General features: G+C 68.0%; 22 protein-coding genes and 4 riboswitches. Of the genes, 14 read left to right on the top strand and 8 right to left on the bottom strand.

All coding sequences use genetic code 11. The features are described 5' to 3' along the window. Window positions 1-82 precede the first annotated feature (82 nt). The 8 genes from AC2EBU_RS00200 (at window position 83) to AC2EBU_RS00165 (ending at window position 11633) form a co-directional block, all read left to right on the top strand. Complete coding sequence (locus tag AC2EBU_RS00200) at window positions 83-1783, top strand: electron transfer flavoprotein-ubiquinone oxidoreductase (RefSeq protein ID WP_484608375.1); 1701 nt, start codon at window positions 83-85, stop codon at window positions 1781-1783. 66 nt (window positions 1784-1849) lie between these two features. After that, window positions 1850-3172, top strand: coding sequence for a TAXI family TRAP transporter solute-binding subunit (locus AC2EBU_RS00195; RefSeq protein ID WP_484608374.1), 1323 nt, complete (start codon window positions 1850-1852; stop codon window positions 3170-3172). Further along, window positions 3169-4467, top strand: a complete 1299-nt coding sequence (locus AC2EBU_RS00190) for a TAXI family TRAP transporter solute-binding subunit (RefSeq protein ID WP_484608373.1) — start codon at window positions 3169-3171, stop codon at window positions 4465-4467. The genes AC2EBU_RS00195 and AC2EBU_RS00190 overlap by 4 nt, the downstream gene beginning before the upstream one ends. Window positions 4468-4558: 91 nt before the next feature. After that, window positions 4559-5158, top strand: a complete 600-nt coding sequence (locus tag AC2EBU_RS00185) for a hypothetical protein (RefSeq protein ID WP_484608372.1) — start codon at window positions 4559-4561, stop codon at window positions 5156-5158. Between the two features lie 24 nt (window positions 5159-5182). Next, a riboswitch (glycine riboswitch) is annotated at window positions 5183-5281 on the top strand. Between the two features lie 7 nt (window positions 5282-5288). Then, window positions 5289-5410, top strand: a riboswitch (glycine riboswitch). Between the two features lie 49 nt (window positions 5411-5459). After that, window positions 5460-6590 carry a glycine cleavage system aminomethyltransferase GcvT gene (gene gcvT, locus AC2EBU_RS00180; RefSeq protein ID WP_484608371.1) on the top strand — a complete coding sequence of 377 codons (1131 nt, stop codon included), beginning with the start codon at window positions 5460-5462 and terminating at the stop codon, window positions 6588-6590. 39 nt (window positions 6591-6629) lie between these two features. Further along, window positions 6630-7001, top strand: coding sequence for a glycine cleavage system protein GcvH (gene gcvH, locus AC2EBU_RS00175; RefSeq protein WP_484608370.1), 372 nt, complete (start codon window positions 6630-6632; stop codon window positions 6999-7001). Window positions 7002-7106: 105 nt separating this feature from the next. Then, a complete protein-coding gene (gcvP, locus tag AC2EBU_RS00170; protein ID WP_484608369.1) occupies window positions 7107-10067 on the top strand; it encodes an aminomethyl-transferring glycine dehydrogenase in 2961 nt (986 codons plus the stop codon). 43 nt (window positions 10068-10110) lie between these two features. After that, a riboswitch (glycine riboswitch) is annotated at window positions 10111-10204 on the top strand. A 19-nt stretch (window positions 10205-10223) separates the two neighbouring features. Further along, window positions 10224-10327, top strand: a riboswitch (glycine riboswitch). A 61-nt stretch (window positions 10328-10388) separates the two neighbouring features. Then, entirely contained in the window at window positions 10389-11633 is a 1245-nt protein-coding gene (locus AC2EBU_RS00165) for a D-amino acid dehydrogenase (RefSeq protein WP_484608368.1), read from the top strand. Window positions 11634-11738: 105 nt separating this feature from the next. Here the strand turns inward: AC2EBU_RS00165 and AC2EBU_RS00160 are convergent, their stop codons facing one another. After that, the gene (locus AC2EBU_RS00160; RefSeq protein ID WP_484608367.1) at window positions 11739-12419 is read right to left on the bottom strand and encodes an SDR family oxidoreductase; all 681 of its coding nucleotides are present in this window, start codon (window positions 12417-12419) and stop codon (window positions 11739-11741) included. Window positions 12420-12600: 181 nt separating this feature from the next. Between AC2EBU_RS00160 and AC2EBU_RS00155 the strand changes: the two genes are divergently transcribed. Together AC2EBU_RS00155 and AC2EBU_RS00150 are read left to right on the top strand one after the other, a co-directional pair. Beyond that, window positions 12601-13155 (top strand): DUF2889 domain-containing protein, encoded by a 555-nt coding sequence (locus tag AC2EBU_RS00155; RefSeq protein ID WP_484608366.1) that lies wholly within the window; start codon window positions 12601-12603, stop codon window positions 13153-13155. 227 nt (window positions 13156-13382) lie between these two features. After that, a complete protein-coding gene (locus tag AC2EBU_RS00150) occupies window positions 13383-13694 on the top strand; it encodes a heavy metal-binding domain-containing protein (protein WP_484610082.1) in 312 nt (103 codons plus the stop codon). A 51-nt stretch (window positions 13695-13745) separates the two neighbouring features. On the opposite strand, the gene AC2EBU_RS00145 is transcribed toward AC2EBU_RS00150, so the two are convergent. Continuing rightward, window positions 13746-16100: a penicillin acylase family protein gene (locus tag AC2EBU_RS00145; protein ID WP_484608365.1), complete on the bottom strand. Its 2355-nt coding sequence runs from the start codon at window positions 16098-16100 to the stop codon at window positions 13746-13748. A gap of 242 nt (window positions 16101-16342) precedes the next feature. Here AC2EBU_RS00145 and msrB point away from each other — a divergent pair, with 242 nt between their 5' ends. The 3 genes from msrB to AC2EBU_RS00130 are packed head-to-tail and all read left to right on the top strand — an operon-like array spanning window position 16343 to window position 17961. Next, entirely contained in the window at window positions 16343-16837 is a 495-nt protein-coding gene (gene msrB, locus AC2EBU_RS00140; protein ID WP_484608364.1) for a peptide-methionine (R)-S-oxide reductase MsrB, read from the top strand. 15 nt (window positions 16838-16852) lie between these two features. Then, the gene (locus tag AC2EBU_RS00135) at window positions 16853-17287 is read left to right on the top strand and encodes a nucleoside deaminase (RefSeq protein WP_484608363.1); all 435 of its coding nucleotides are present in this window, start codon (window positions 16853-16855) and stop codon (window positions 17285-17287) included. After that, the gene (locus tag AC2EBU_RS00130; RefSeq protein ID WP_484608362.1) at window positions 17284-17961 is read left to right on the top strand and encodes an ankyrin repeat domain-containing protein; all 678 of its coding nucleotides are present in this window, start codon (window positions 17284-17286) and stop codon (window positions 17959-17961) included. The genes AC2EBU_RS00135 and AC2EBU_RS00130 overlap by 4 nt, the downstream gene beginning before the upstream one ends. Before the next feature lie 112 nt (window positions 17962-18073). On the opposite strand, the gene AC2EBU_RS00125 is transcribed toward AC2EBU_RS00130, so the two are convergent. From AC2EBU_RS00125 to aroQ, 5 genes are all read right to left on the bottom strand, one after another. After that, window positions 18074-18886 (bottom strand): DODA-type extradiol aromatic ring-opening family dioxygenase, encoded by an 813-nt coding sequence (locus AC2EBU_RS00125; RefSeq protein ID WP_484608361.1) that lies wholly within the window; start codon window positions 18884-18886, stop codon window positions 18074-18076. After that, window positions 18879-19556 (bottom strand): DsbA family oxidoreductase, encoded by a 678-nt coding sequence (locus AC2EBU_RS00120; RefSeq protein WP_484608360.1) that lies wholly within the window; start codon window positions 19554-19556, stop codon window positions 18879-18881. The genes AC2EBU_RS00125 and AC2EBU_RS00120 overlap by 8 nt, the downstream gene beginning before the upstream one ends. 60 nt (window positions 19557-19616) lie before the next feature. Beyond that, window positions 19617-20417 carry an enoyl-CoA hydratase/isomerase family protein gene (locus AC2EBU_RS00115; RefSeq protein WP_484608359.1) on the bottom strand — a complete coding sequence of 267 codons (801 nt, stop codon included), beginning with the start codon at window positions 20415-20417 and terminating at the stop codon, window positions 19617-19619. A 40-nt stretch (window positions 20418-20457) separates the two neighbouring features. Further along, window positions 20458-21273, bottom strand: a complete 816-nt coding sequence (locus AC2EBU_RS00110; protein WP_484610081.1) for an alpha/beta fold hydrolase — start codon at window positions 21271-21273, stop codon at window positions 20458-20460. 145 nt (window positions 21274-21418) lie between these two features. Continuing rightward, window positions 21419-21874 carry a type II 3-dehydroquinate dehydratase gene (gene aroQ, locus AC2EBU_RS00105; protein WP_484608358.1) on the bottom strand — a complete coding sequence of 152 codons (456 nt, stop codon included), beginning with the start codon at window positions 21872-21874 and terminating at the stop codon, window positions 21419-21421. 143 nt (window positions 21875-22017) lie between these two features. Between aroQ and AC2EBU_RS00100 the strand changes: the two genes are divergently transcribed. After that, window positions 22018-22911, top strand: coding sequence for a DMT family transporter (locus tag AC2EBU_RS00100; RefSeq protein ID WP_484608357.1), 894 nt, complete (start codon window positions 22018-22020; stop codon window positions 22909-22911). Here the strand turns inward: AC2EBU_RS00100 and AC2EBU_RS00095 are convergent. Beyond that, a complete protein-coding gene (locus AC2EBU_RS00095) occupies window positions 22865-24046 on the bottom strand; it encodes an MFS transporter (protein WP_484608356.1) in 1182 nt (393 codons plus the stop codon). The two genes, AC2EBU_RS00100 and AC2EBU_RS00095, sit on opposite strands and share 47 nt — an antisense overlap. Between the last annotated feature and the right edge of the window lie 46 nt (window positions 24047-24092).

Raw genomic sequence — 24092 nt, 5'->3', positions numbered from 1 at the left:
GTCGTGGGGCCGACAGACTCCGGCGCAAACTGCGCCGACAATCACCCCACCCCCGAGCATTACATCAGAGACGAGAAACCCAATGACAAACGACGAACTCCTCGCGCAGTATGGCCCCCGTGAGGCCATGGAATACGACGTGGTCGTGGTCGGTGGCGGCCCCGGTGGCCTGTCCACCGCAATCCGGCTCAAACAGCTGGCCGCCGAGAAGGGCACGGATGTCTCGGTTGTCGTGCTCGAAAAGGGCTCCGAGCCGGGGGCGCACATCCTCTCGGGCGCCATCATGGATCCGAAAGCCCTGACCGAACTGTTTCCCGACTGGAAGGAAAGAGGCGCACCGCTGCACCAGCCGGTCACCGACGATGCCTACATCTTTCTCGGTGAGAACTCATCGTTTCGGGTTCCCAACCTGTTCCTGCCCCCGTTTGCCGACAACCACGGCAACTACATCGTCAGCCTGGGTGCAGTCACCAAATGGCTTGGCGAGCAGGCCGAGGCGCTGGGTGTCGAGATTTTCCCGGGCTTTACCGCTGCGGAAGTGCTGTACAACGATGCTGGCGCCGTACGCGGGGTCGCCACCGGCAACATGGGTGTCGGCAAGGACGGCGAGCCAACCGAAAACTTCCAGCTTGGCATGGAGCTGCTGGGCAAATACACCATCTTTGCGGAGGGCGCTCGCGGGCACCTGGGCAAACAGGTCATCGCAAGGTACCACCTTGACGAAGGGCGGGACCCGCAAAGCTGGGGCATCGGCATCAAGGAGTTGTGGGAAATCGATCCCAAACGCCACCAGCCTGGTTTCGTCATGCACACGGCGGGCTGGCCCATGGACGAGAACACCTACGGCGGCGCATTCCTGTATCACCTTGAAGGCAACAAGGTCGCCATGGGCTTCGTCACCGGCCTGGGCTACTCCAACCCCTACCTGAGCCCGTTCGAAGAGTTTCAACGCTGGAAGACCCACCGCAATGTCCGTTACTACCTGGAAAACGACAAAGGCGAGGTCACCGCAAAACGGCTGTCCTACGGCGCGAGGGCCATCAACGCCAGCGGAATCAACTCGCTGCCGAAATTTGTCTTCCCGGGTGGCGCGCTGGTGGGCTGCGACGCCGGTTTCCTGAACGTCAGCCGCATCAAGGGCAGCCACGCCGCCATCAAGACCGGCATGCTGGCCGCCGAAGCGGCCTATGATGCCCTCGTCGCCGGCCGCTCGCAGGACGAGCTGACCGCCTACCCCGAAGCCTTCGACGCCAGCTGGCTGCACACCGAGCTGAACAAGGACCGCAACTTCAAGAACTGGTTCAAGCATGGCCTCACCGTCGGCACGCTGATGAACGGGTTCGAGCAGTTTGTGCTGCGCGGCCACATCCCCTGGACGCTGCGCCGCGACAAACCCGACCACGCCTACCTCAAGCCCGCGGCCGAGTGCCAACCGATCGTCTACCCGAAACCGGACGGCAAGATCACCTTCGACCGGCTCTCCAGTGTGTTCGTCAGCAACACCAATCACGAAGAAAACCAGCCGGCGCATCTCACGCTGAAAGACGCGTCGGTACCCGTCAACATCAACCTGGCAAAGTACGCCGGCCCGGAGGCCCGCTACTGCCCGGCGGGGGTATACGAGTATGTGCCTGACGAGGCCAAGGGTGGAAACGCCCAACGCCTACAGATCAACGCACAGAACTGCGTTCACTGCAAAACCTGCGACATCAAGGATCCGACACAGAACATCGTCTGGGTCACGCCGGAGGGCGGCGGCGGCCCGAACTACGCCGGTATGTAGAAAAAAGATTGCCGTCCGCGCCACGCCGTCCTCCATAATCGCGGCCGAAGGAGGACCGGGCCCGTCATGGAGGTCTCGCTTACCGCGCTCGTCTATCGGCATCGCTGGCTTTGGATCCGGATGCCGATTGCCGTCCTGGCGCTGGTCATCTTCGCGTTACTCTGGATCCGCACTTTTCCCCTGCCGCCCGCTCGGCTGGTTTTCTCGGCGGGCCTACCCGACGGGGCCTACCACCAGCACGCCCGCCGGTATGCCGAGGAGTTCGCCCGGCACGGCATCGCAGTCGAAATCCTCGAATCCGACGGATCGGCATTGAACCTGGAACGTCTGGCTGCCGTACCCGCCCAGGCGGACCTGGCGCTGGTACAAGGCGGTTTCGGCTGGTCTTCGCCGATTGATGACAGCGCCAGTGTTGCCCGGGTCCAATCCCTGGGCAACATGGATGTGGAGGCCGTCTGGTTGTTCAGCCGGGTCGCCGGTTTGCATTCCCTGAGCCAACTCAAGGGGCAGCGCCTGGCTGCCGGCCCGACCGGCAGCGGGCACCGGGCACTGGCCCAGCGCTTGCTTCGGCCCTATCGCATTCGTCCCGACGATATCCGGTGGAGTCCGCTGACCGGGGCAGCCGCCGCGACCGCGCTGCGCAACGGCGAGATTGATTCCGTATTGATGGTTGCCTCGCCCTCGTCGCCCGCTGTGCGGGCCTTGCTCGAAGGTTCAGGCCAGTTGCCGATCGGGCTTTCCCAGATACGCAAGGTCGCCCTGAACCACAATTTTCTCGAACCCCGCCTGCTGGCCCAGGACGCTCTGGGGGACGGAAAGCCCGCACGCGACACCACCGTACTGACCACACCGACCCACCTGCTGGTGCGGGTGGACCTGCATCCCTCGCTCAAACGGCTGGCCGCACGGGTCGCCACCGAGGTGCACGGCGGAGAGGGCGTTTTTCACCGGGCAGGCGATTTCCCGGCGCTCCGGGTCAGTGACTTCCCGGGCTCGATCGAAGCCCGTCAGACCTACGCCGGGCTGGCTGACCCTTTGCACCGGTGGTTGCCTTTCTGGTGGGCCGAAATCGTGTTTCGGCTGCTGGTTGTCGGTCTGCCGGTTCTGATCGGCGCCTGGTTGCTGTGGCGCGCAGTGCCAGCCTGGCTGCGCTGGCGCCTCAATCGGCAGATCGCGCAAACCTATGGGGAATTGCGTTTCATTGAAGACGATCTGAACAGTTCGGGGCTGTCGCCACTGGAGTTCCACCGGGTGTCGACCCGTCTGGCGGCCATTGAGCAATCACTGGACCGCATCCGCTTGCCGGAGGACTTGTTGCAAAGGCAGTACCAGCTACATCAGCACATCGGTTTTGTGCGGCGTCGGCTGGAAAGGATGCGTGGCCGATGAAAGCACACCGTCCGTCCGGTGGAACTCTTGTGGCACCGGTTCTCGCCGCCGTTATCGTCCTGGTCGCCATCATGACGCTGGTTGGCCTGTTCCGGCTGTGGAAACCGGTTCCGCCGCCCAGCCTGGTCATCGGCGTCGGACCGCCCGGCAGCAGCTACATGGCCATCGCCAAGGCCTATGCCTTGCGCCTGGAGCGCCGCGGTGTTGCCGTCACCATCAGGCCACACCCCCGCCCACAGGACCCATTGGCCCACATGGGCACCGAGGGTCCGGTCGCTGCCGCTTTTGTGCAAGGCCTGTACGGAGACAGCAATTTGCCGGTGCAGACCCTGGCGGTGATCGGTCAGGAGATGGTCTGGGTCTTCGCACGGTCGCCGATTCAGAGTCTGCGCGACCTGGCGGGTCTGCGCATTGCCTCGTCCATTGAGGGATCATCGAATCGTCTTGCGGTGCACCTGCTGCTGCGACACGCGGGTATCGATCCCGCCGCCGTGACCCATACCGACGATGTCGGCCGCAACGCGGTCGATGCCCTGACGGACGGCCGGGTCGACGCGGTGGTTCACGTCGCGACGGCCGAGTCGGGCACCGTAGGCGACCTGTTGCGAACGCCGGGTGTACGACTCCTGGGTGTCGAGCGCGTGCAGGCATTGACACGCGCGCAGCCGACATTGCGACCGATCCTGATCCCGCAAGGCGCGTTCGAATTGGCGTCCGACCTGCCGCCGAACGACATCACCGCCGTGGCCACCATGACCCAGCTGGTGGTGCAGCGTGACATGCACATTGCGCTCAAGAGGGCCCTTCTGGAGGTTGCCTACGAGGTTCACGGGGTCACCGGCATGCTGGAACGACAGGGGCAATTTCCCTCCATGCAAGGAGCCGACTTCCCCGTTCCCGATGCCAACGAGATCGCCCGACTGCGATCGGCCTCGCTCCTGGCCACCATGCTGCCCTACCGGGTGGCGCAGTGGGCCGAATGGTGGCTGCTCGGCGTTTTGCCGGTCATGGTCCTGGTGGCTCTGCTGCTGCGTCGGGCCGATACCATCGTGGCGTGGCGAGCAGACGCGCAACTGAAGACGTTTTATGGCGAACTGCGTTTTCTGGAATCCGAACTGGAGCAACAGGCCCACGACCGCCCCTTGGATATGCGCGCCACCCTGACACGAGTGGACGCGCTGGAGCATCGCGTCCGCAGCATGCGGCTGCCGCCCGAGCTCAGTGAACGCTGGTACTCGCTGAGAGAGCACATCGCAGCAACCCGCGAGCGGGTTACCCGGTTGCGACAGCGCTGATTTGCCCCGTCCGACCGGGTTGCCATCAGGGTTTTCACGGATTCGTCAACATTTCCTTGCATGCTGTGCGGTGAACTACTCCACACCGCCCATGTTCCTCGTCAAGACAGATAAGGCCCGCGCCGAGCTGCAGCCGGGTCAGCGTCAGCTGCAGCAGCGTGAGCGGACCCTGCTGCTGCTGGCCGACGGCACCCGCACCCATGCCGACCTGCGCGCCTTGTTCGACGGGGAAGCGGAGGCCGTTCTGCGGCGTCTGGTCACGGACGGATACCTTGACCTGGCGAGCCAACGACCAGGCAAACGATCGGCGTCCACCACCCCACAGACAGCCAGTCCCGGCGTCGGAACGACGCAAGCCCGGCCGGGCGGCACGCGGACGCCCGCGCCCGTGGCAGACGCCCCCGTCGCCGAACCCGAAAGCCGCAGCGGAGCCGACCAGTTTGCTGGTCGTCGATCACTGGCAACCACCCGAATGTTCCTGTTCGACATCTGCGAGCGGCTGTTCGCGCGGCGCGATCCCGCCGCCGCGGAACGCTATCGCCTGGCCCTGCGAGAGGCGCGCGACCGCGACACGATGCTGTCAGTGGCGCGGGACATTGTCTCCACGGTCGAATCGCTTGCCGGTGCCGAACGCGCCGACGCCATCAGCGAGCGCATCGCGGCGATGCTGCCCGACGACCAGCCGGCATGACCCGCCAGAGATCGCCCGCTATACTTACGTCCGTCAGGAGAGAGTCACCCCGGGTGGCCGCCGAAGGCGCAGGAGGTCTGCAAAGACCCTGAACGCTCAGGCATAAAGGACTGACAGGCGTCCGCAAGGGCGTTTCCTCCCTGGAGAGAGTCGCTGGTCCGAAGTGGACACAGCGACCACCGAAGGAGCAAGCCGCAGCAGGCGCCAGCCGGCCCGGTGAATCTCTCAGGTAAAGCGGACAGCGAGGGCAGCCCACGGCCAACAACCGTGGTTGTTTCATGCCCTTGAAAGTGCCTGGTTCATGTCCGCCACCGACGCCTCCCTGCAACACACCCCGCTGCACGCGCTGCATCTCGAACTCGGCGCCCGCATGGTGCCGTTTGCCGGCTACGCCATGCCGGTGCAGTACCCGGCCGGCCTGATGGCCGAACACCACCACACCCGCAGCGCCGCCGGCCTTTTTGACGTGTCGCACATGGGCCAGCTCACCCTGTCGGGGCCGGACGCCGCCGCGGCCTTCGAAAGCCTGATGCCGGTCGACGTGATCGGCCTGGGCGAGAACCGGCAGCGCTACGGCCTGCTGCTCAACGATGCCGGCGGCATCATCGACGACCTGATGTTCGTGAACCGGGGCGATGAGCTGTTTGTCGTGGTCAACGGCGCCTGCAAACACGGCGATCTGGCCCACATCGCCCTGCGCATCGGCAACCGCTGCACCGTCACCGCCCAGTTCGACCGCGCCCTGCTGGCCCTGCAGGGACCGCAGGCCGTCACCGCCCTCGCCCGCCTTCTCCCCGGTGTCGGGCAGCTGGTGTTCATGACCGGCATGGCGGCCCGCTGGAATGGGGCCGACCTGTACGTCACGCGCAGCGGCTACACCGGCGAGGACGGCTTCGAGATTTCGCTGCCCGCCGAGAGCGCGGATGCCTTTGCCCGCGCCCTGCTGGCACAACCCGAAGTCAGGCCGGTCGGGCTGGGCGCCCGCAATTCGCTGCGGCTGGAAGCGGGCCTGTGCCTGTACGGCAACGACATCGACACCACAACGACACCCGCCGAGGCCGCGCTGAACTGGGCCATCCAGAAGGTGCGCCGCACCGGTGGCGCCCGCGCCGGCGGCTTTCCCGGTGCCGGCCACGTGCTGGCACAACTGGACGGCACCTCGCCCCCGGTCCGCAAACGCGTCGGCCTGGTGGCCCTGGAACGGGTGCCGGTGCGCGAACATGTGGTGCTGCAGGATGCTGCCGGCCAGCCCGTCGGCGAAGTCACCAGCGGCCTGCTGGGCCCGACAGCGGACAAACCCGTGGCGATGGGATACGTGCGCGCCGACCTGGCCGCGACCGGCACCCGCCTGAACGCCATCGTGCGTGGCAAGGCCGTGCCGATGGACGTCTGCGCCCTGCCGTTTGTTCCCAACCGCTACCACCGCGGCTGATCGGTCATCATCACCACCCTTTTCACTCCTGGAGCCCTCATGACCACCAAATTCACCGAAGACCACGAATGGATCACCGTTGACGGCGACATTGCCACCGTCGGCATCACCGTCCACGCGCAGGACGCGCTGGGCGACGTGGTGTTTGTGGACCTGCCCGAGGTCGGCAAAACCATCGCCCAGAAGGACATTGCCGGCGTGGTCGAGTCCGTCAAGGCGGCCGCCGATGTCTACATGCCGGTCAGCGGCGAGATCGTCGAGGTCAACGAAGACCTGCGCAACGACCCCTCGCTGGCCAACAGCGACCCGCTGGGCGCCGGCTGGTTCTTCAAGGTCCGCCTGAGTGATCCGGCACAGGTCGACGCGCTGCTGGACGAAACCGCCTACAACGCGTTTTCGGCCAACGCCTGAACCACCCCATCCCGTTCGGGCTGAGCCTGTCGAAGCCCTCGCACCTCTTTGCCGTTCGCTGCCCTTCGACAGGCTCAGGGCGAACGGTCTGTGGAAGTTGCCCTCATGCCGATGCCGCCCGTCAAACCCCTGGCTGAACTCGAAAATGCCAGCGAATTCACAGCCCGCCACATCGGCATCAGTGCCGAGGACGAAGCGCTGATGCTGTCGGTGATCGGCGAGGCCTCGCGCCGGGCGCTGATCGACTCGATCGTGCCGCGCAGCATCGCGCGCAGCCGCGGCATGGACCTGCCCCCGGCCACCACCGAGGCCGCGGCGCTGGCCGAGCTGAAAGCCATCGCACAGAAGAACCAGGTGCTCAAGAGCTTCATCGGTCAGGGCTACTACGGCACGCACACGCCGGGCGTCATCCTGCGCAACATCCTGGAGAACCCCGCCTGGTATACCGCCTACACGCCCTACCAGGCCGAAATTTCCCAGGGCCGCATGGAAGCCTTGGTGAACTTCCAGACCATGGTGACCGACCTGACCGGCATGGCCATTGCCAACGCGTCCATGCTGGACGAAGCCACCGCCGCCGCCGAAGCCATGACGCTGGCCCGCCGTTCGGTGAAGGCCAAGGGCAACCTGATCGTCGTGGCCGGCGACGCACACCCCCAGACGATCGAAGTCATCCAGACCCGCGCCCGGCCGCTGGGCCTGACCGTGAAGCTCGCGAACTCGGCACAGGAATGGTCGGACGCGCTCGCCGCCGACGACTACTTCGCCGTGCTCGCGCAGTACCCCTCCACCAGCGGCCGCATCGACGACCTGCGCGCCGACGTGGCCACCGTGCATGGCAAGCAGGCCGCCTTCATCGTCGCCGCCGACCTGCTGGCGCTGACGCTGCTGGTGCCCCCGGGCGAGTTCGGCGCCGACATCGTGATCGGCACCACGCAGCGTTTCGGCATGCCCATGGGCGCGGGCGGCCCGCACGCCGCCTACATGGCCTGCCGCGATGACTTCAAACGCTCGCTGCCCGGGCGCCTGGTGGGCGTCAGCATGGACGCGCACGGCAACCCGGCCTACCGGCTGGCGCTGCAGACGCGCGAGCAGCACATCCGCCGTGAAAAGGCCACCTCCAACATCTGCACCGCGCAGGTGCTGCCGGCCGTCGTGGCCAGCATGTACGCCGTCTACCACGGGCCGCAAGGCCTGACGCGCATCGCGCAGCGCGTGGCCGCCTACACCGCCATCCTGGCCGCCGGCCTGCGAGAGCTGGGCTGGGAACTGACCAGCGACTCGGCCTTCGACACGCTGACGGTGAAAGCCGCCGACGCTGCCCAGGCCCAGTCGCTCATCGCCAAAGCGCGCGCCCAAGGCGCCAACCTGCGCCTGGCCTGGGGCCAGTACGTCAGTGTCTCGCTGGACGAAACCACCACGCGTGAGGACATCAACCTGCTGTGGGACGTGTTCACCACGACCAGCGCACCGACCCCGTCCGTTCCGGCTGAGCCTGTCGAAGACCTCGTGAGCCCTTCGACAGGCTCAGGGCGAACGGCATGGTGGGACCGCTTCGAGCAAGGCGTGGAGCCACTGATCCCGCCCACGCTGCGCCGCAGCAGCGCCTTCCTGACGCACCCGGTGTTCAACAGCCACCATTCCGAAACCGGCATGCTGCGCTATATCCGCGCTCTGTCGGACAAAGACCTGGCGCTGGACCGCAGCATGATCCCGCTGGGCTCGTGCACCATGAAGCTCAATGCCACCAGCGAGATGATCCCCATCACCTGGCCGGAGTTCGCCAACGTGCACCCGTTCGCACCGGCCGACCAGCAACAGGGCTACCGCGAGCTGGACGAACAGCTGCGCGCCTGGCTGTGCCAGGCCACGGGCTATGCTGGCATCAGCCTGCAGCCCAATGCGGGCAGCCAGGGCGAATACGCCGGCCTGCTGGCCATCCAGGCCTGGCACGCGTCGCGCGGCGAGAGCCACCGCACCATCTGCCTGATTCCCTCGTCAGCCCACGGCACCAACCCAGCCAGCGCGCAGATGGCGGGCCTGCAGGTGGTGGTGACCAAATGCGACGACAACGGCAACGTGGACCTGGCCGACCTGCAGGCCAAGTGCGAGCAGCACAGCGCCAACCTGTCGTGCGTGATGATCACCTACCCCAGCACGCACGGCGTGTTCGAGACCACGGTGAAAGAGCTGTGTGCGATGGTGCACCGGCATGGCGGGCGGGTGTACGTGGACGGCGCCAACATGAACGCGCTGGTCGGCGTGGCCGCGCCGGGCGAATTCGGCGGCGACGTCAGCCACCTGAACCTGCACAAGACCTTCTGCATTCCGCACGGCGGCGGCGGCCCGGGCGTGGGCCCGGTGTGTGTGGTCGAAGACCTGGTGCCTTTCCTGCCCGGACACGCGACCGGTGGCATCCAGAGCGGCGTGGGAGCCGTCAGCGCGGCGCCGCTCGGCAATGCCGCCGTGCTCCCCATCAGCTGGATGTACATCCGCATGATGGGCGCCGACGGCCTGCAGCACGCCACCGAGGCCGCCATCCTCTCCGCCAACTACATCAGCAAGCGCCTGGCGGGCCACTACCCCACGCTCTACGCCTCGGCCAACGGCCATGTGGCGCACGAGTGCATCCTGGACCTGCGCGGTCTCAAGGAAACCAGCGGCGTGATGGCCGAGGACGTGGCCAAGCGGCTGATGGACTACGGCTTCCACGCGCCCACGCTCTCGTTCCCGGTCGCCAACACCCTGATGGTCGAGCCCACCGAGAGCGAAACCCGCGAAGAGCTGGACCGCTTCATCGACGCGATGATCGCGATCCGCGACGAGATCCGCCAGATCGAAGCCGGCACCTGGCCGCAGGGTGACAACCCGCTGAAGAACGCGCCGCACACCGCCGCCAGCGTGCTGAAAGCCGACTGGCCCCACCCCTACCCGCGCGATGTGGCGGCGGCCGCCCGGGGCGTGGCGGTCAACACCAAATACTGGCCCTCGGTGGGCCGGGTGGACAACGTTTACGGCGACCGCAACCTGTTCTGCAGCTGCGTGCCGGTGGAGGAACTGGCCTGACCATCCTGAACTGATGTCCCCGGGGCGGCCCACCAGCCGCCCCACCGCGACAGCGGGAGAGACCGGTGCCCCGAGCACCGGCGCCGAAGGAGCAACCACCCCGGAAACTCTCAGGCACCCCGGACCGCCGTCGCGACGGCGCGCCAGATCGGCGTGCCACCACACTCTGAAGAGCGGCCGGGATTCGTCCCCCGGCCCACCGCAGGAGCAAGCCGCCCCCCGGGTGGTGAATCTCTCAGGTCACAAACAGAGGGGGTCATGCGCCGCACACGGTGTGCGGGGCGTGCCCATTTGTTTGACGGCTTTGAAAGCGAGATTCCCATGTCCCATCTCATCGTCATCGGCGGCGGCATCACCGGCGTCACCAGCGCCTACGCCCTGGCCCGCGACGGCCACCAGGTCACCCTGATCGAAAAACACCGCTACGCCGGCATGGAAACCAGCCATGCCAACGGCGGCCAGCTCTCGGCCTCCAACGCCGAGGTCTGGACCCACCCGTCCACCCTGCTCAAGGGCCTGAAATGGATGTTCAAGGCCGACGCCCCGCTGCTGGTCAACCCCACGCCCAGCTGGCACAAACTCAGCTGGTTTGCCGAGTTCATCGCATCCATCCCGAAGTACCGCGACAACACCGTCGCCACCGCGAAACTGGCGATTGCCGCACGCGAGCACCTGTTCGGCTGGGCCCGGGCCGAGGGCGTGGACTTTGACCACAAAGAGCGCGGCATCCTGCACATCTACCGCGACAAGGCCGGTTTCGACCACGCCGCCAACGTCTCAAAGCTGCTGGCCGAAGGCGGCCTGCCCCGGCGCGCCGTCACGCCCGACGAGATGCGCGCCATCGAGCCCACGCTGGCCGGCCAGTATTACGGCGGCTTCTACACCGAGAGCGACAGCACCGGCGACATCCACAAGTTCACCCACGGCCTGAGCCTGGCCTGCGAGCGCCGCGGCGTGCGCCTGCTGACCGGCCACACGGTGGCCCGCGTGCAGAGCAACGGCCGCACGGCGCAGGTCACGCTCTCCCATGGCGAGGTGGTCACCGGCGACGCGGTGGTGGTCTGCGCCGGCGTGCACAGCCGCGCGCTCGGCGCCCAGCTGGGCGACCGGCTCAACGTCTACCCGGTCAAGGGCTACTCGATCACCGTGATGCTGAACGACGAGGCCAGCCAGGCCGCCGCGCCGCAGGTCAGCCTGCTGGACGACGAAACCAAGCTGGTCACCAGCCGCCTGGGCGCCGACCGCTTTCGCGTGGCGGGCACGGCCGAGTTCAACGGCTTCAACCTCGACATCCGCGCCGACCGCATCCGCCCGCTGGTCGACTGGGTCAACCAGTGCTTCCCCGGCGTCAGCACCCGCCGGGTCGAGCCCTGGGCCGGCCTGCGGCCCATGATGCCCGACATGCTGCCGCGCGTGGGGCCCGGCCGCGCGCCCAACGTGTTCTACAACACCGGCCACGGGCATCTCGGCTGGACGCTGTCGGCCATCACGGCCCACCAGCTGGCGGGCCATGTGGCGCAGTGGGAAGCGGGTCGCCAGCCCCGCCTGCTGGTGGCTGCAGCCTGAAAAAAGTCCTGTTTTCAGAGCAAAGAATGACCATTCCACGCTGGGTATTGCCCATTTTTGCCTGAAACCGCACCCTGGACGCCCTGGCGGCCGTCCGGGTGGCGGCTACCGCGCCACCCAGCCGCCGCTGACAGGGAAACACTGCCCCACAAAGCAGTGCGCCGCGTCGCTGCACAGGTAGGCGGCAAACAGCGCGTCCTCGCGGGCCGCCACCAGGCGGCCCAGTGGAACTTCGCGCGCCAGCCGCTCCTGAAAGCGCGGGTTGGCCTGGACTTCGGGCGGAAAGTAGGTCGGGTTGTCGACAAAGTTCTGCGCGATGGCGTTGACGCGGATCTGCTGCGGCGCCAGCTCCACCCCGGCGGCCTGCACCCAGGCCAGCTGTGCGCCGCGGGCGGCGCTGTAGGTGGAAGCCCGCTTCATGCCGCGCAAGGCGGACGCGCTGCCGATGACCAGAAAGGTGCCGCCGCCGCGCGCCACCATGCCGGGGACCACGGCGCGCAGCAGCCGTGGCAGCGGGTCCACCAGGGCGGCAAACGCCGCACGCCACTCGTCCTCACCCACCTGCGTGACCGGTGTGGTGGGCGCGTGAAACGCCAGATTGGCCACCAGCCCGTCCACGGCGCCCGTTTGCGCCACCACGGCTTCCGCCGCGTCCGGTGCGGCCAGCGGCTGTTCGCTGGCCACCACCTCGGCGCCCTGCTCGGCCAGCACCGCGCACAGCGCCGGCCCCATGAATTCGGTGGCCTGCGTGACCAGAATGCGCTTTCCTGACAGGGCCTTGTGCATGCTGCGATCTCCTGCAAACACCGCGCGACGGCGCGGCTCTGCGCGCCATTGTGGGCCGTGCCGGCCCGGGCTGCAGCGTCCGCCGGCGCGGGCAGGCGCCAGTCGGCGACAGCGTGAACACCGGCCCTGCCGGACAATCCGGGCCATCCGTCCGTCGTTTCAGCCCCCCGAGGAGCCCGCCTTGCCCCTGCCGCCCCCTGCCCCGCGCGCCCCCCAGCACACCCGCACCACGATTTTTCGAGGCTACCGGCGCGAGGACGGCCTGTGGGACATCGAAGGCGAGCTGCGCGACACCAAAAGTGTGCCGTTCGAGATTCCGGGCGATGGCGTCTGGCAGCCGGGCGAGGCCATTCACGGCCTGTCGATCCGCGTCACCATCGACCGCAGCTACCGGGTGCACGACATTGCCGTGGCCATGGACGATGTGCCCCATCCGGAATGTCCGCAGGCGCAGGCCCCCATGCACCGCATGATCGGTGCCACCATGGGCCCGGGCTGGCGCAAGGCCATCGAAACCCATCTGGGCGGCATCCAGGGCTGCGCCCACCTGCGCGAGCTGCTGTTCGCCATGGCCACCGCCGCCTACCAGACCCTGCCCGAGGAGGCCGAGCCCGCCGACCCCGCCCGCGCCCCGCACCACCTGGGCAAATGCCTGGCCTGGGACTTCGCCGGGCCGGTGGTGGCGCGGCACCATCCGGTGTTTTTCCGCCCCCGGGGAGACGAACAGGCCCGCTGAGAGATACGTTTTTTGTAGCATCAGAAGACCTTTTTACGCTGGGTATTGCCCACTTTTGCCAGAAATCCGGCCGCTGGCGGCGTTTTCCGCGGCCGTGGCAGGCTTTTGCCGCCGGGGCAGTCCGTCAGGGCACAATGGGCGGGCACCCCAGGGCGGTGCGCTGATCCAATTTCTTGACAGGAGCACTTCTGATGGGCTGGTTTTCCAAGAGTACCGAGGGCTTTTTCCTGGCCACCACCACGCCGCCGGACATCGCGGCCAGTCAATATCTCGGTGTGGTCAATGGCGAAGCAATCATCGGCGCCAACATTTTTCGGGACATGTTCTCGTCGGTGCGCGACGTGGTGGGCGGACGCGCCGGTGGCTATGAACGTGCGCTGTCCGGCGCCCGCGACGCCGCGCTGGACGACCTGATCGCAGCCGCCCGGGAACTCGGTGCCGACGGCGTGATCGGCATCGACTTCGACTACGAAGTGCTCGGCGAAACCAACGGCATGATGATGGTTGCCGTCAGCGGCACCGCGGTGAAGCGGGGCTGAAGGGGCCGCAAGGGCTGACGAGCCCCCGGGCGGCCCTCCTTTTCTGTTTGGCTAGGGCCGCGTCAGCCGCAGGACCTCGCCCACCCGGGCTTTGGCCACATCGTCCGGGTGGAACGGCAGCGTGGGCCACTGCTTGGCGGCGAACAGTTTCATCTGGTCGGTCTGGTGCGGTGAGCCGGGCACGCTGCTCTGGCCGTAGGTCAGCAAGGCCTGGGCCACCGGGCCACGTTCATCGAAGCTGACGGTCTGCACATAGCTGGTGCCGTAGTCGATGCGCAGGCCACGGGCCGTCACGCCGGGCGCCGCGCGGTCACCGAGGTTGTTGAGGACGCCTTCGATTTCGTCACCCCCGTGCAGGAACACCGGCTCGTCGGTAAACACCGGCCGCTGGACCTGGCCAAGCGCGACATCGACCGGGAAGCCGGAGGTCTTGACCTTCTTGACCGCGTCTTCCAGTGCAGTCCACACCTTGCCGGCCACTTCCGCGTTGTCCATGGCCAGTCCGGACGGCGTATCGACCGGACGGGCTTTGTCAAACGGCTGGCGGTACACCCGGGCAATGGTCGAGGCGGTGCGCCAGAATTCGCGGAACAGTACCGCGCCCTTGTCGCCGAGCTCGCTGGTGCGGCCCCAGGCCCTGAGCGCCGCGCAGCCCTCGCGCGCTTCGGCGCTCGGTGCCTTGTCGCAGGCGGCCAGCAGGTCGGGCACGATCATCCGGCCCATGAGGTTGCGGTTTTCGAACAACTGGCGCTGCATGCCCGCCGGGGTGATCTTGCCGCGCGCGAGCATTTCGGGAATCTCGATCAGCTCCGACCGGGTGCGCGGGCGGCGGACCACGTCGTCGCCCACCAGCGGCGAAACCGCACCCCAGCGATGCTGGGGGTGGGTGTAGAAGAAGCTGTCATTGCTGTTGTGCACCCAATCAGTGCGCACGACCGCCGGCATGCGGCTGGCGGGCGTCAGGCCCGGCACGGGCGAGGCCGGGTCGCGCCGCCAGTCGCAGTCGCTGCGCGCGCCGTTGAGCACGGCCAGCCGCGCCGCACCCAGCAATGCGGCGGCGCCCTGGCTGGGCGCACAGCGGCGCAGTTGCTCGGCATCGACGTCGGGCACCACCGAAACGTCGGCGTACAGCGCGTTGCCGTGCCGGTCCGCCGCAATGGTATTGACCCAGGGGGTTCCCAGGTTGTTCATGGCCGCCCGCATGTCGCCCACACTGGTCGCACGGCCGAAGCCCAGCCAGGTGGCCCCGGACCGGGCATTTCCGCTGTTGGCATCCTGCAGCGCGTAGGCACGGGCGGCAGTCCAGGTCAGCCCGGCACGCGGGTTGACCACCACCGGCCCGAAGCGGGTACGCCAGACGGTGTGCTTTTTCTCGGTGACGGCGCCTTCGGCGCCACGGCTGCGAATACTCACCGCCTGGGCCGTCATTTTTTCCGGCTTGCCATCGATGAGGTAGCTGGTGGAATCGCCGGGGGCGAGGGCCAGTTCGTGCAGGGTGAAGCGCAGCCCCGTGGAGACGGTGTGGCTCCAGGCCACATCCTTGTTGAAGCCGATCTGGACCACCGGGGAGAGCCCGATGCTGGCGCCCATTACGTCCAGCTGGCCGGGGACCGTCAGGTGCATCTGCCAGAAGCGGTTGACACCCACCCAAGGAAAGTGCGGATTGCCCAGCAGCATGCCTCGCCCGTTGGCGGTGGTCTCCTTGCCGAACGCCCAGGCATTGGAGCCGTAGGGCGAATCGAGCAGCCCGACGTCGCGCAGGGCTTGCGCGGCATCGGCCAGGCTCACGGGCGCCGGCTCAGGTGCCTGTGCGGCGGCGGGCGCTGGCGGGCGGGCACCCAACATGCCATCGGCCAGTGCGGCGATGCCCGCCTGCACCGCCGTGATCTCGTTGGCGCGGCGGTAGTCGCGCAGGGTCATGGGCTGGACCCAGCTCTGGCCGTTGCAGGCGGCCGGCAACTTGCCGGCGTGGTCGGCGAGGTAGCGGTTGTACCCGGCCACATAGCCGCGCGCCATGGCCTGCATCTCGGCGCCCGCGGCATCCCAGGCCCTGGCAAGGCGCTGGTCGTCCATGTGGGCCGCCACGAACAGGTCAACCTGTTCGTTGGGCAGATTGCGCAGGCCCAGTTGCCCGCTGGCTGCCCCGCCGAAAGTCAGCGATCGCTCACCCCGCGCCGTGACCAGCACCTGGGCGGTCTGGCACACGTTGTCCTGCGCATGGGCATAGGCCACGGCATAGGCCAGGGTTTCATAGTCTGGCGCGGTAATGTGCGGTACCCCATGGGCGGTCCGCACGATGGTGGCCGTCTTTGCCGGCGGTGCGTCCGGGGTGCCGGGTGACGTCGCACAGGCGGTCAGCAGCGCGGCAAGCGCCAGCGGGGTCAAGGCGGGGGAAAGGTTTTTCAAGGGCAGCCTCCAGTGGGTATATCGCAGTCAACCCGTCGATGCTCCGCGCCACCGCACGCCCCGGCAACCCGGAAAACCCTTGTGCCCGACAGGGATTTGTCGTACCGGCGACAGTGCCTCCGAAGCACCACAGCGCGAAGGCCGCACCCTTTGGCGGCAGGCCTGAGGCGGATCGGTGGCGTAAGAACACCGTGCCGGGGGCGACCAAAGGATGGTGCCCCCCCACTGAAAGGCCAGCCCCCATGAAACGACGCTCCTGGTTCCTCACACCACTGTCTGCCCTCGCCCTGTTTTTCGCCCGGCCACGGCTGGCCGAGGCGTCCGCCCGGTTGACCAAGGACAAGGCCGAGTGGAAACGGCTCCTGTCGCCCGCGGCCTATGCCGTGCTGTTCGAGCACGGTACGGAACGCGCCGGAAGCAGCCCCCTGGACGCCGAGCGACGCGCCGGCACCTATGTCTGCGCGGCCTGTTTCCTGCCCTTGTTCGATGCCGCGCACAAGTACGACAGCGGCACCGGGTGGCCCAGCTTCTACCAGCCGCTGGATGGTGCGCTGGGCACCTCCACCGACTACAAGCTGCTCTACCCGCGCACTGAATACCACTGCATCCGCTGCGGCGGGCACCAGGGCCATGTGTTCAACGACGGCCCCCGCCCCACGGGCAAGCGGTATTGCAACAACGGTGTGGCGCTGCAGTTTGTGCCGCGGGGCGAAGCCCTGCCACCGCTGCGCACCTGAACGGCCGGCCGCGCCATGTCCACCCGAACGGATCTTCGCCGCGCCATCCTCGCTGCGCCCGTGGGCTGGTTGCTGGCCGGGGGGGTCGCGCCCGCCCGGTCGGACACCGCCGATGGCACCCCGCTGGCCGCGGCGATGCGCCGGGCGCAGGCGCTGCGCGACCAGGCCCTGCAAGCGGGTGACCAGGGCTACGGGGCCGTGGTGCTGCGCGGCAACACCATCGTGGGCGAGGCGCCCAGCCGGGTGGTCACCGCCACCGACCCCACCGCCCATGCCGAAATGGAGGCGATCCGCGACGCTGCGCGGCGCCTGCGCACGCGCGACCTCTCGGGCTGCGTGCTGGTGTCCACGTCACGGCCCTGCCGCATGTGCGAGACGGCCGCGTACTGGGCCGGCATCTCAAGCATGGTGACGGGCGCGGCCCTGACCGACCTGGGGCCGCCGCGATGAAGCGGCGCGGCATCTTGCGGCTGGGCGCATGGGCGTCGGCGCTGCTGGCGCCCTCCCTCACATGGGCCACCACCACCGGCGCCGAAGCCGTCTGGTTCGACGCCGCCAGCCGGGGCGATGTGCCCCAACTGCAGCGTCTGGCTGCCACCGGCGCCCCGATCGACCGTCGCGACGCCGCCGGCCGCACGGCGTTGCTGCGTGCCACCGCTGCCAACCGGATCGGGACGGCGCGCTGGCTGATAGAGCGCGGCGCCGATGTGAATGCCAAGGACGCCATCGACGACTCGCCCTACCTGCTAGCCGGCGCGCGCGGCCACACCGAGATCCTGCGCCTGACGCTGGCCGCCGGCGCCGACCTGCGCAGCACCAACCGCTACGGGGGCACGGCGCTGATCCCGGCCGCCCACTACGGCCATGTGGAGACGGTGCGGCTGCTGCTGGGCACGGCGGTGGATGTGAACCACGTCAACCGGCTGGGCTGGACGGCGTTGCTGGAGGCCATCATCCTCGGCGACGGCGGGGCGGCCCACGCCGAGATCGTTCGCCTGCTGCTGGCCGCTGGCGCCCGGCATGACATTGCCGATGCGCAAGGCGTGACGCCCCTGGCCCACGCCCGCCAGCGCGGGCAAGGCGCGATCATGCGGCTGCTGGAAGCGGCGGGCGCGCGGCGCTGAATGCCGCCAACCGCCCTGCCCCCGCCGCCGATCAATTCAAAAACAAGAGCGCAATATCACCTTTTTATGCTGGGTATGAGGTGTTTTTATTCGAAAACGCCCGCGCAGAGGCTCAGGCACCGGCCACGGCGAAGGCATCCATCGCCAGCATGCCGTACATCACTTCGCGACTGATCCAGTCGACCCCGGGCACCGTGTCGCCACCCCAGCCGGCCGCGCCCAGCGTGAAGAACAGCGGCAGGAAGTGGTCGTCCGTCGGGTGGGCGCGGTGGGCATGGGGGGCGCGGCGGGGCCAGTCCAGCAGGGCCTCGCGGTTGTTGCGGACCACGGCATCCTCCACCCAGCGGCTGAACTCGACCACATAGGGCGCGGCTTCGCGCGCGCCGCCGAAAAATTCGCCCAGGTTGTGCGTCATGCTGCCGGTGCCCAGCACCAGCACCCCGTCACGGCGCAGCGGCGCCAGCGCCTGCCCCAGGGCAAACACCTCGCGCGCGCCCCAGCCCACCGGCAACGCCACCTGCACCACCGGCACATCGGCCTCGGGAAACAGGTGCATCAGCGGCACCCAGGCGCCGTGGTCGAACGGGCGGTGCGCGTCGCCCTGCCCGCCCAGAGCGGCCGCCGCCAGCAAGGCCAGCACATGGTCGGCCAGCGCCGGCGCGCCGGGCGCGGGGTAGTTCAGGCGGTACAGCGGCTCGGGGAAGCCGCCGAAGTCGTGCCAGGTGGCGGGGGTGGCGCCGGTCATCACCACCGGGCCGCGGGCCATCCAGTGCGGCGACATCACCACCACGGCACGGGGCCGTTCGGACAGTGCCTGCGCCCAGCGGCCGAGCGCCGGACCCGTGGTACCCGGCTCCAGCGCAAAGGTGGGCGCACCGTGCGAAACAAACAGTGCGGGGAACGACCCGGGACCACGTTTACACATCGGCAATGTCCTCGGCGATCTGACGCAGCGCCTGTTCGAACACTTCAGGCGGCTGGCCTCCGCTGAGCAGATACCGCTCATTGATGATGAATGCGGGCACCGACTGGATGCCGGCCTGCTGCCAACGGGCCTCGGCCGCCCGCACGGCGTCCGCGCCGGCGTTGCTGTCGAGCACCCCGGCTGCTGTTTCCGCATCAAGCCCCGCTTGCGCGCAGGCGGCCAGCAGCACGGTGCGGTCGGCCGGGCTTTCGCTGCGGCCGTGGCAGGCGACCAGCAGGGCCTTTTTCAAGGCCAGCTGCGCGTCGGGACCGGCGGTTTCCCCCGCCCAATGCAGCAGCCGGTGGGCATCAAAGGTATTCCAGATCCGTCCACGGCCCGCCGGCGCGAAGTCGAAGCCCACATCGGCTCCGCGCTGGCGGATCATTTCGCGCACCTGGGCCTGCTGCTGGGGCGTCGAACCGTACTTTCGGCCGAGGTGCTCGGTGATGTCTTCGCCGTCGGGACCCATCTGCGGGTTGAGTTCGAAGGGCTGCACGTGGATGACGCCAGTCACCGTCGCGCGAAGCCCTTGCAGCGCCAGCTCGAAGGAAGCCAGTCCGATGGCACACCACGGGCAGCTGATGTCGGAAACAAAATCGATTCGCAGGGGGGTGGCAAGGGCAGTGCTCATGACGGCTTGTGTGGTGCAGTGACACCCCATTGTCGGACGAATCACCCCGCCGGGTTGGAATCAGTCGCCCCGGTAATGCGCCGGACGCTTTTCCAGAAAGGCGTGAACGCCCTCGGCGAAGTCGGCCGAAGCCTGGGCCAGCAGAAACTGGTCACGGTCCAGCGCGGCCGTCGCACCGGCGAGCGCGTTGGCGTAGGCGTTGATGCCGGCCTTGGCCATGCGCAACTGCACCGGCGGGAGCGAGGCCGCACGCTGCGCGAGGCCAAGCGCCTGTTCGAGCGCGCCGCCACGCGGGCTGCGGTACTGCACCAGGCCCCAGGCCAGGGCTTCATCCAGACCCAGTTGCTCGGCCAGGAGCACCAGTTGCTTGGCCCGCGCCGGGCCGACCAGGTTGACGATGCGGGGCAAGGACCCCCAGCTCATGTTCATGCCACGTTCGATCTCGGGGACATAAAACCGCGCACCCTCCCCCGCGACACGCACATCCAGCGCCACGGCCAGCGCGACGCCACCGCCGACACACCAGCCTTCCACCGCCGCAATCGTCAACGCCTCGATGCCCTCCCAGGCGGCGCACAGGCGCGGCCCCAGTGCCTGCAGCTCGCGCCGCTCGGCCAGGCTGAGCCCGGCACTGCGGGCCGCGTCGCGCAGGTCGAAACCCATGGTGAATCGCTCGCGTGCACCACTGAGCACCACCGCCGACAGGTCATGCTCGGTCTCCAGGCTGCGGGCGGCCTCCAGCAGGCCCCGCAGCACGTCGATGGACAGCGCATTGGCCTTGTCGGCCGCGTCAAAGACAACGGTGGCGATCCGGCCCTGCCGCTCGACGCGGATGCCGGGGCCCAATGGGGTGGTACTCATCACAGGCTCCTTCCAAAAACGGATTCCAACGGGGCGACGATCAACCCATGCCCCCGCCGGTTTCGAGCGCCGAGATCAGCGCCCGGTTAAAGGCCTCCGCCCGCTCGAACTGCACCCAGTGGCCTGCATCGGCAATCAGGGTCAGGCCGCCAAAGCGGGGCGCAGCCGCCGCAAATGCGGCTTGCAATCCGTCCAGACAGGGCCGGTACAAGGCATCGCGGTCCCCGTAGATCGCTGCGATCGGGCAATTTACCCGCGGCAAGCTGCGCGCCAGAATGTCGGTGCGCGCCAGACGCCGACGCGGCATGCGGTCACGGGCCAGATTGGCTCGGTGCAGGACCATCAGATCGTCATCGATCAGCGACCGGTCGTGCAGCATCAGGGTGGACAGATTGTGGCGATGTACCGCGTCACGTGCAGTGGCATCGGGCAGGTGACGCCATGCCCGCAGATCCAGCACCGGCCCCCCCGGCACACCCATGGCCGGCGCGCCCACCAGAACGAGCTGGCGTACCCATGCGGGATGCGCGACCGCCAGCAATGCGGCCGCCAGCCCGCCAAAGGAGAAACCGACCAGATCGACCGCCGTGCCCGGCACCAGTTGGGCCAGCCCCTGCGCCAAGGGGGCGACCAGGGCGTCCGCGTCGCCGCCGCGGGGCGGTGGGTCGGAATCACCGAAGCCGGGCAGATCGGCCGCCAGCACCGGCCGTCCCGAGGCCCGCAAGGGGTCGATGGTGCGCAGCCAGTGGCTCCAGCTGCCACTGCCGCCGTGCAGCAGCACCACCGGCGGCAGCGACCCGTTCGGGCTGCCGGTGGGTTGCCAACGGTGCCAGACCATGTGCCCGCCCCGCTCCATCGCGGTGGTCAGCCGCTCGGCTTGTCCGGCCAGGCGCGCCAATTCGGCGGGCACCCGTGGCGCAGTCTGGCCCAGACCGCCGCCCCGGCAAACGCCGGAGAGTCCGGATGTCGGGTCCACGGCCTGGTTCACAACGTCGCCGGAATCAGGCAGGAGGAACCATGGCGGCCAGGCCGTCAATGGCCAGCGCGTAGCCGGCAACACCGAAACCACACAACACCGCCCGCGCGACCGGCGACAGGTAGCTGTGGTGGCGGAAGGCCTCGCGGGCATGCACATTGCTGATGTGCAGCTCGATCAGCGTCACGCCGGTGCCTTTGACCGCGTCATGCAGCGCAATGCTGGTATGGGTGTAGGCACCGGCATTGAACACCACACCGGCCAGTTCACCGGCCGCATGGCGACGCCCGGCCTCGTGAATCCAGTCCACCAGCTGGCCTTCGTGGTTGCTCTGGCGAAACTCCAGCGCCAGGCCATGGCGGGTGCAGGCCTCGGAGCACAGGCGCTCGACGTCGGCCAGCGTGGCCGAGCCATAGACCGCAGGCTCGCGCGTGCCGAGCAAATTGAGATTGGGGCCGTTGAGGACGTAGACGGTTTTCATGGATCGCAACGATAGTGGGCGCGGCGGCGCAAAGGGCAATGGTAGGCCAAAGCGCCCCGCGACCACCGCTTGCCGACGGTACACCACCCGCCCCCCGTGCCGCGCAAACAACGGCGCCGGCCATCTGCTGGGACAATGCCCGGATGCAATGGCGTCATTTCTCGCAACTGGTCGGTCTTTCGGCGCTGTGGGGAGCGTCATTCCTGTTCCTGCGCATCACCAGTCCGCAACTGGGGCCCCATGTGCTGGCGGCAACCCGCATCGGGCTGGCGACGCTGACGCTGGCCGTGATCATGGCGACGCTGCGACACCGCTGGCCCTGGCGCCACTGGCGCGAGCTGTCGCTGCTGGGCGCGCTGTCGGTGGCGGTACCGTTCCTGCTGTATGCCTGGGCGGCATTGAAGCTGCCGGCGGGCTACAGCGCGCTGCTCAACTCATCGGCGGTGGCGTTCGGGACGCTGGCCTCCGCCTGGATGAAGGAGGACCGCCTGACCGCACGCAAGATGATCGGCTGCGCACTGGGGTTTGCCGGGATCGCGCTGATTGTGCGGCTGGGGCCGGTCGAACCCACGCCGGAAATCCTGCTGGCCGCGCTGGCCTGCCTCACCGCCGCCGCCTGTTACGGCCTGTCGGCTCCGCTCATGAAACGCGCCACCGGCCACATGGAGCCCCTGGCCATCGCCGCCGGCATCCACCTGGCTTCGCTGGCCATGGTGCTGCCCGGCGCCGCCTGGACCTGGCCGCAGGCACGCTGGAGCGTGGAAGCGGCGGCTGTGGTTGCACTGCTGGGGGTGCTCACCTCGGGGCTCGCCTTCTGGCTCAACCTGCGGGTGCTGCGCCATGTGTCGGCGGTCGCGGCGATCACCCCCGCGTTCATGATCCCGGTGTTCGGTGTCACCTGGGGGCACCTCTTTCTCGGCGAACCGCTCGGCTCGGGCATCTGGGCAGGAGGCGCCCTCATCCTGGCCGCCACGGCACTGGTCACCGGCTTCAACCCGGTGCGGGCACTGTGGGATGCCGCTGCCGCCAGACCATGAAGGCACAGGCGGTCGCTACCACAGCCGTAGCAACAGAACACCAGAATACGCTGGCCAGGCCGTATTTCGAGCTTAAGACACCGCCCCCGAGACCGCCGAGCACGCCGGGCAGGCCGTACGCCACCACCGTGTAAAGCGCCTGCCCCCGGCCACGCAGCCGGCCGGGGAAATGGTGCGACAGCAGCGCGATACAGGCGGTGTGGTGCGTCGCGAAGGTGAAGGCGTGCAGCATTTGCGCCAGCAGGATCACCAGCAGCCAATCGGCCGCGGCCGCTGTCATCGCCATGCGCAGCACCATGAGTGCGGCGCACAAGACCAGCCAGGCGGTCAGGCTCAGCAGTGGCAGCCAGCGTGCCTGACTGAAAAACCAGACGATTTCCACCATCACCGAGACCGCCCAGAGCACCCCGATCATCGTCTTGCTGTAGCCCAGCGCGTCCAGGTACAGGGAAAAAAACACATAGATGCCGATGTGCGAAAGCACATGAAAAAAGGCGGCAGCAAAAAACCAGCGAACGGCGGGCCGGCGCAAGACGGGCAGCACACTGACCCGCCGCTCATGCGCGGGCAAGGCCTCCTTCAGGTCGGGCAGGCTCCAGACACTCAGCGCCACCGCTGCCAGGGTCAGCACCGTCCAGGCCGGGAAGTGGCTCATCCCGAAATGCTCGAACCAGGCGCCGGCGGCGAACACCGTGAACAGAAAGCCCAGCGAGCCCCACAGCCGCACCCGCCCGTAACGGCGCGCATCGAACGCCCCGCCCTGACTGACCAGATGGGCCATGGCGGCCTCACTCATGGGCATCATCGAGCTGGTGTGGGTGAACATCAGCAGCAAGACCACCGCCAGCGCGACCGGTCCCGGATCGGCCCAGAGTGCGCACGACACCACCAGCGCCACCGTGGCGCTGAAGCGCAGCAGCTTGACCCGTTCACCCGTGTGGTCGCTGAGCCAGCCCCAGCCGTAGGGGGCAAACAGCCGGGTGGCTGCCTGCACCGAAGTCAGCAGGCTGATGGCGAAAAGGCCGTAGCCCAGTTCCTTGAGCCACAGTGGCAGATAGGGGTTGAAGAACCCGATATGCGCGAAGTAGCTGGCCGAAAGCGCCGCAAACGGCAAGAGCTGTTTTCTCTGACTCACCGCAAAACCCGATGATCGTGAGCCGGTCGAAGGGTTCGCGGGAGCT

The sequence above is a fragment of the Curvibacter sp. T50 genome, from assembly GCF_057219955.1.
This window is presented reverse-complemented; position numbering and strand designations above follow the sequence as displayed.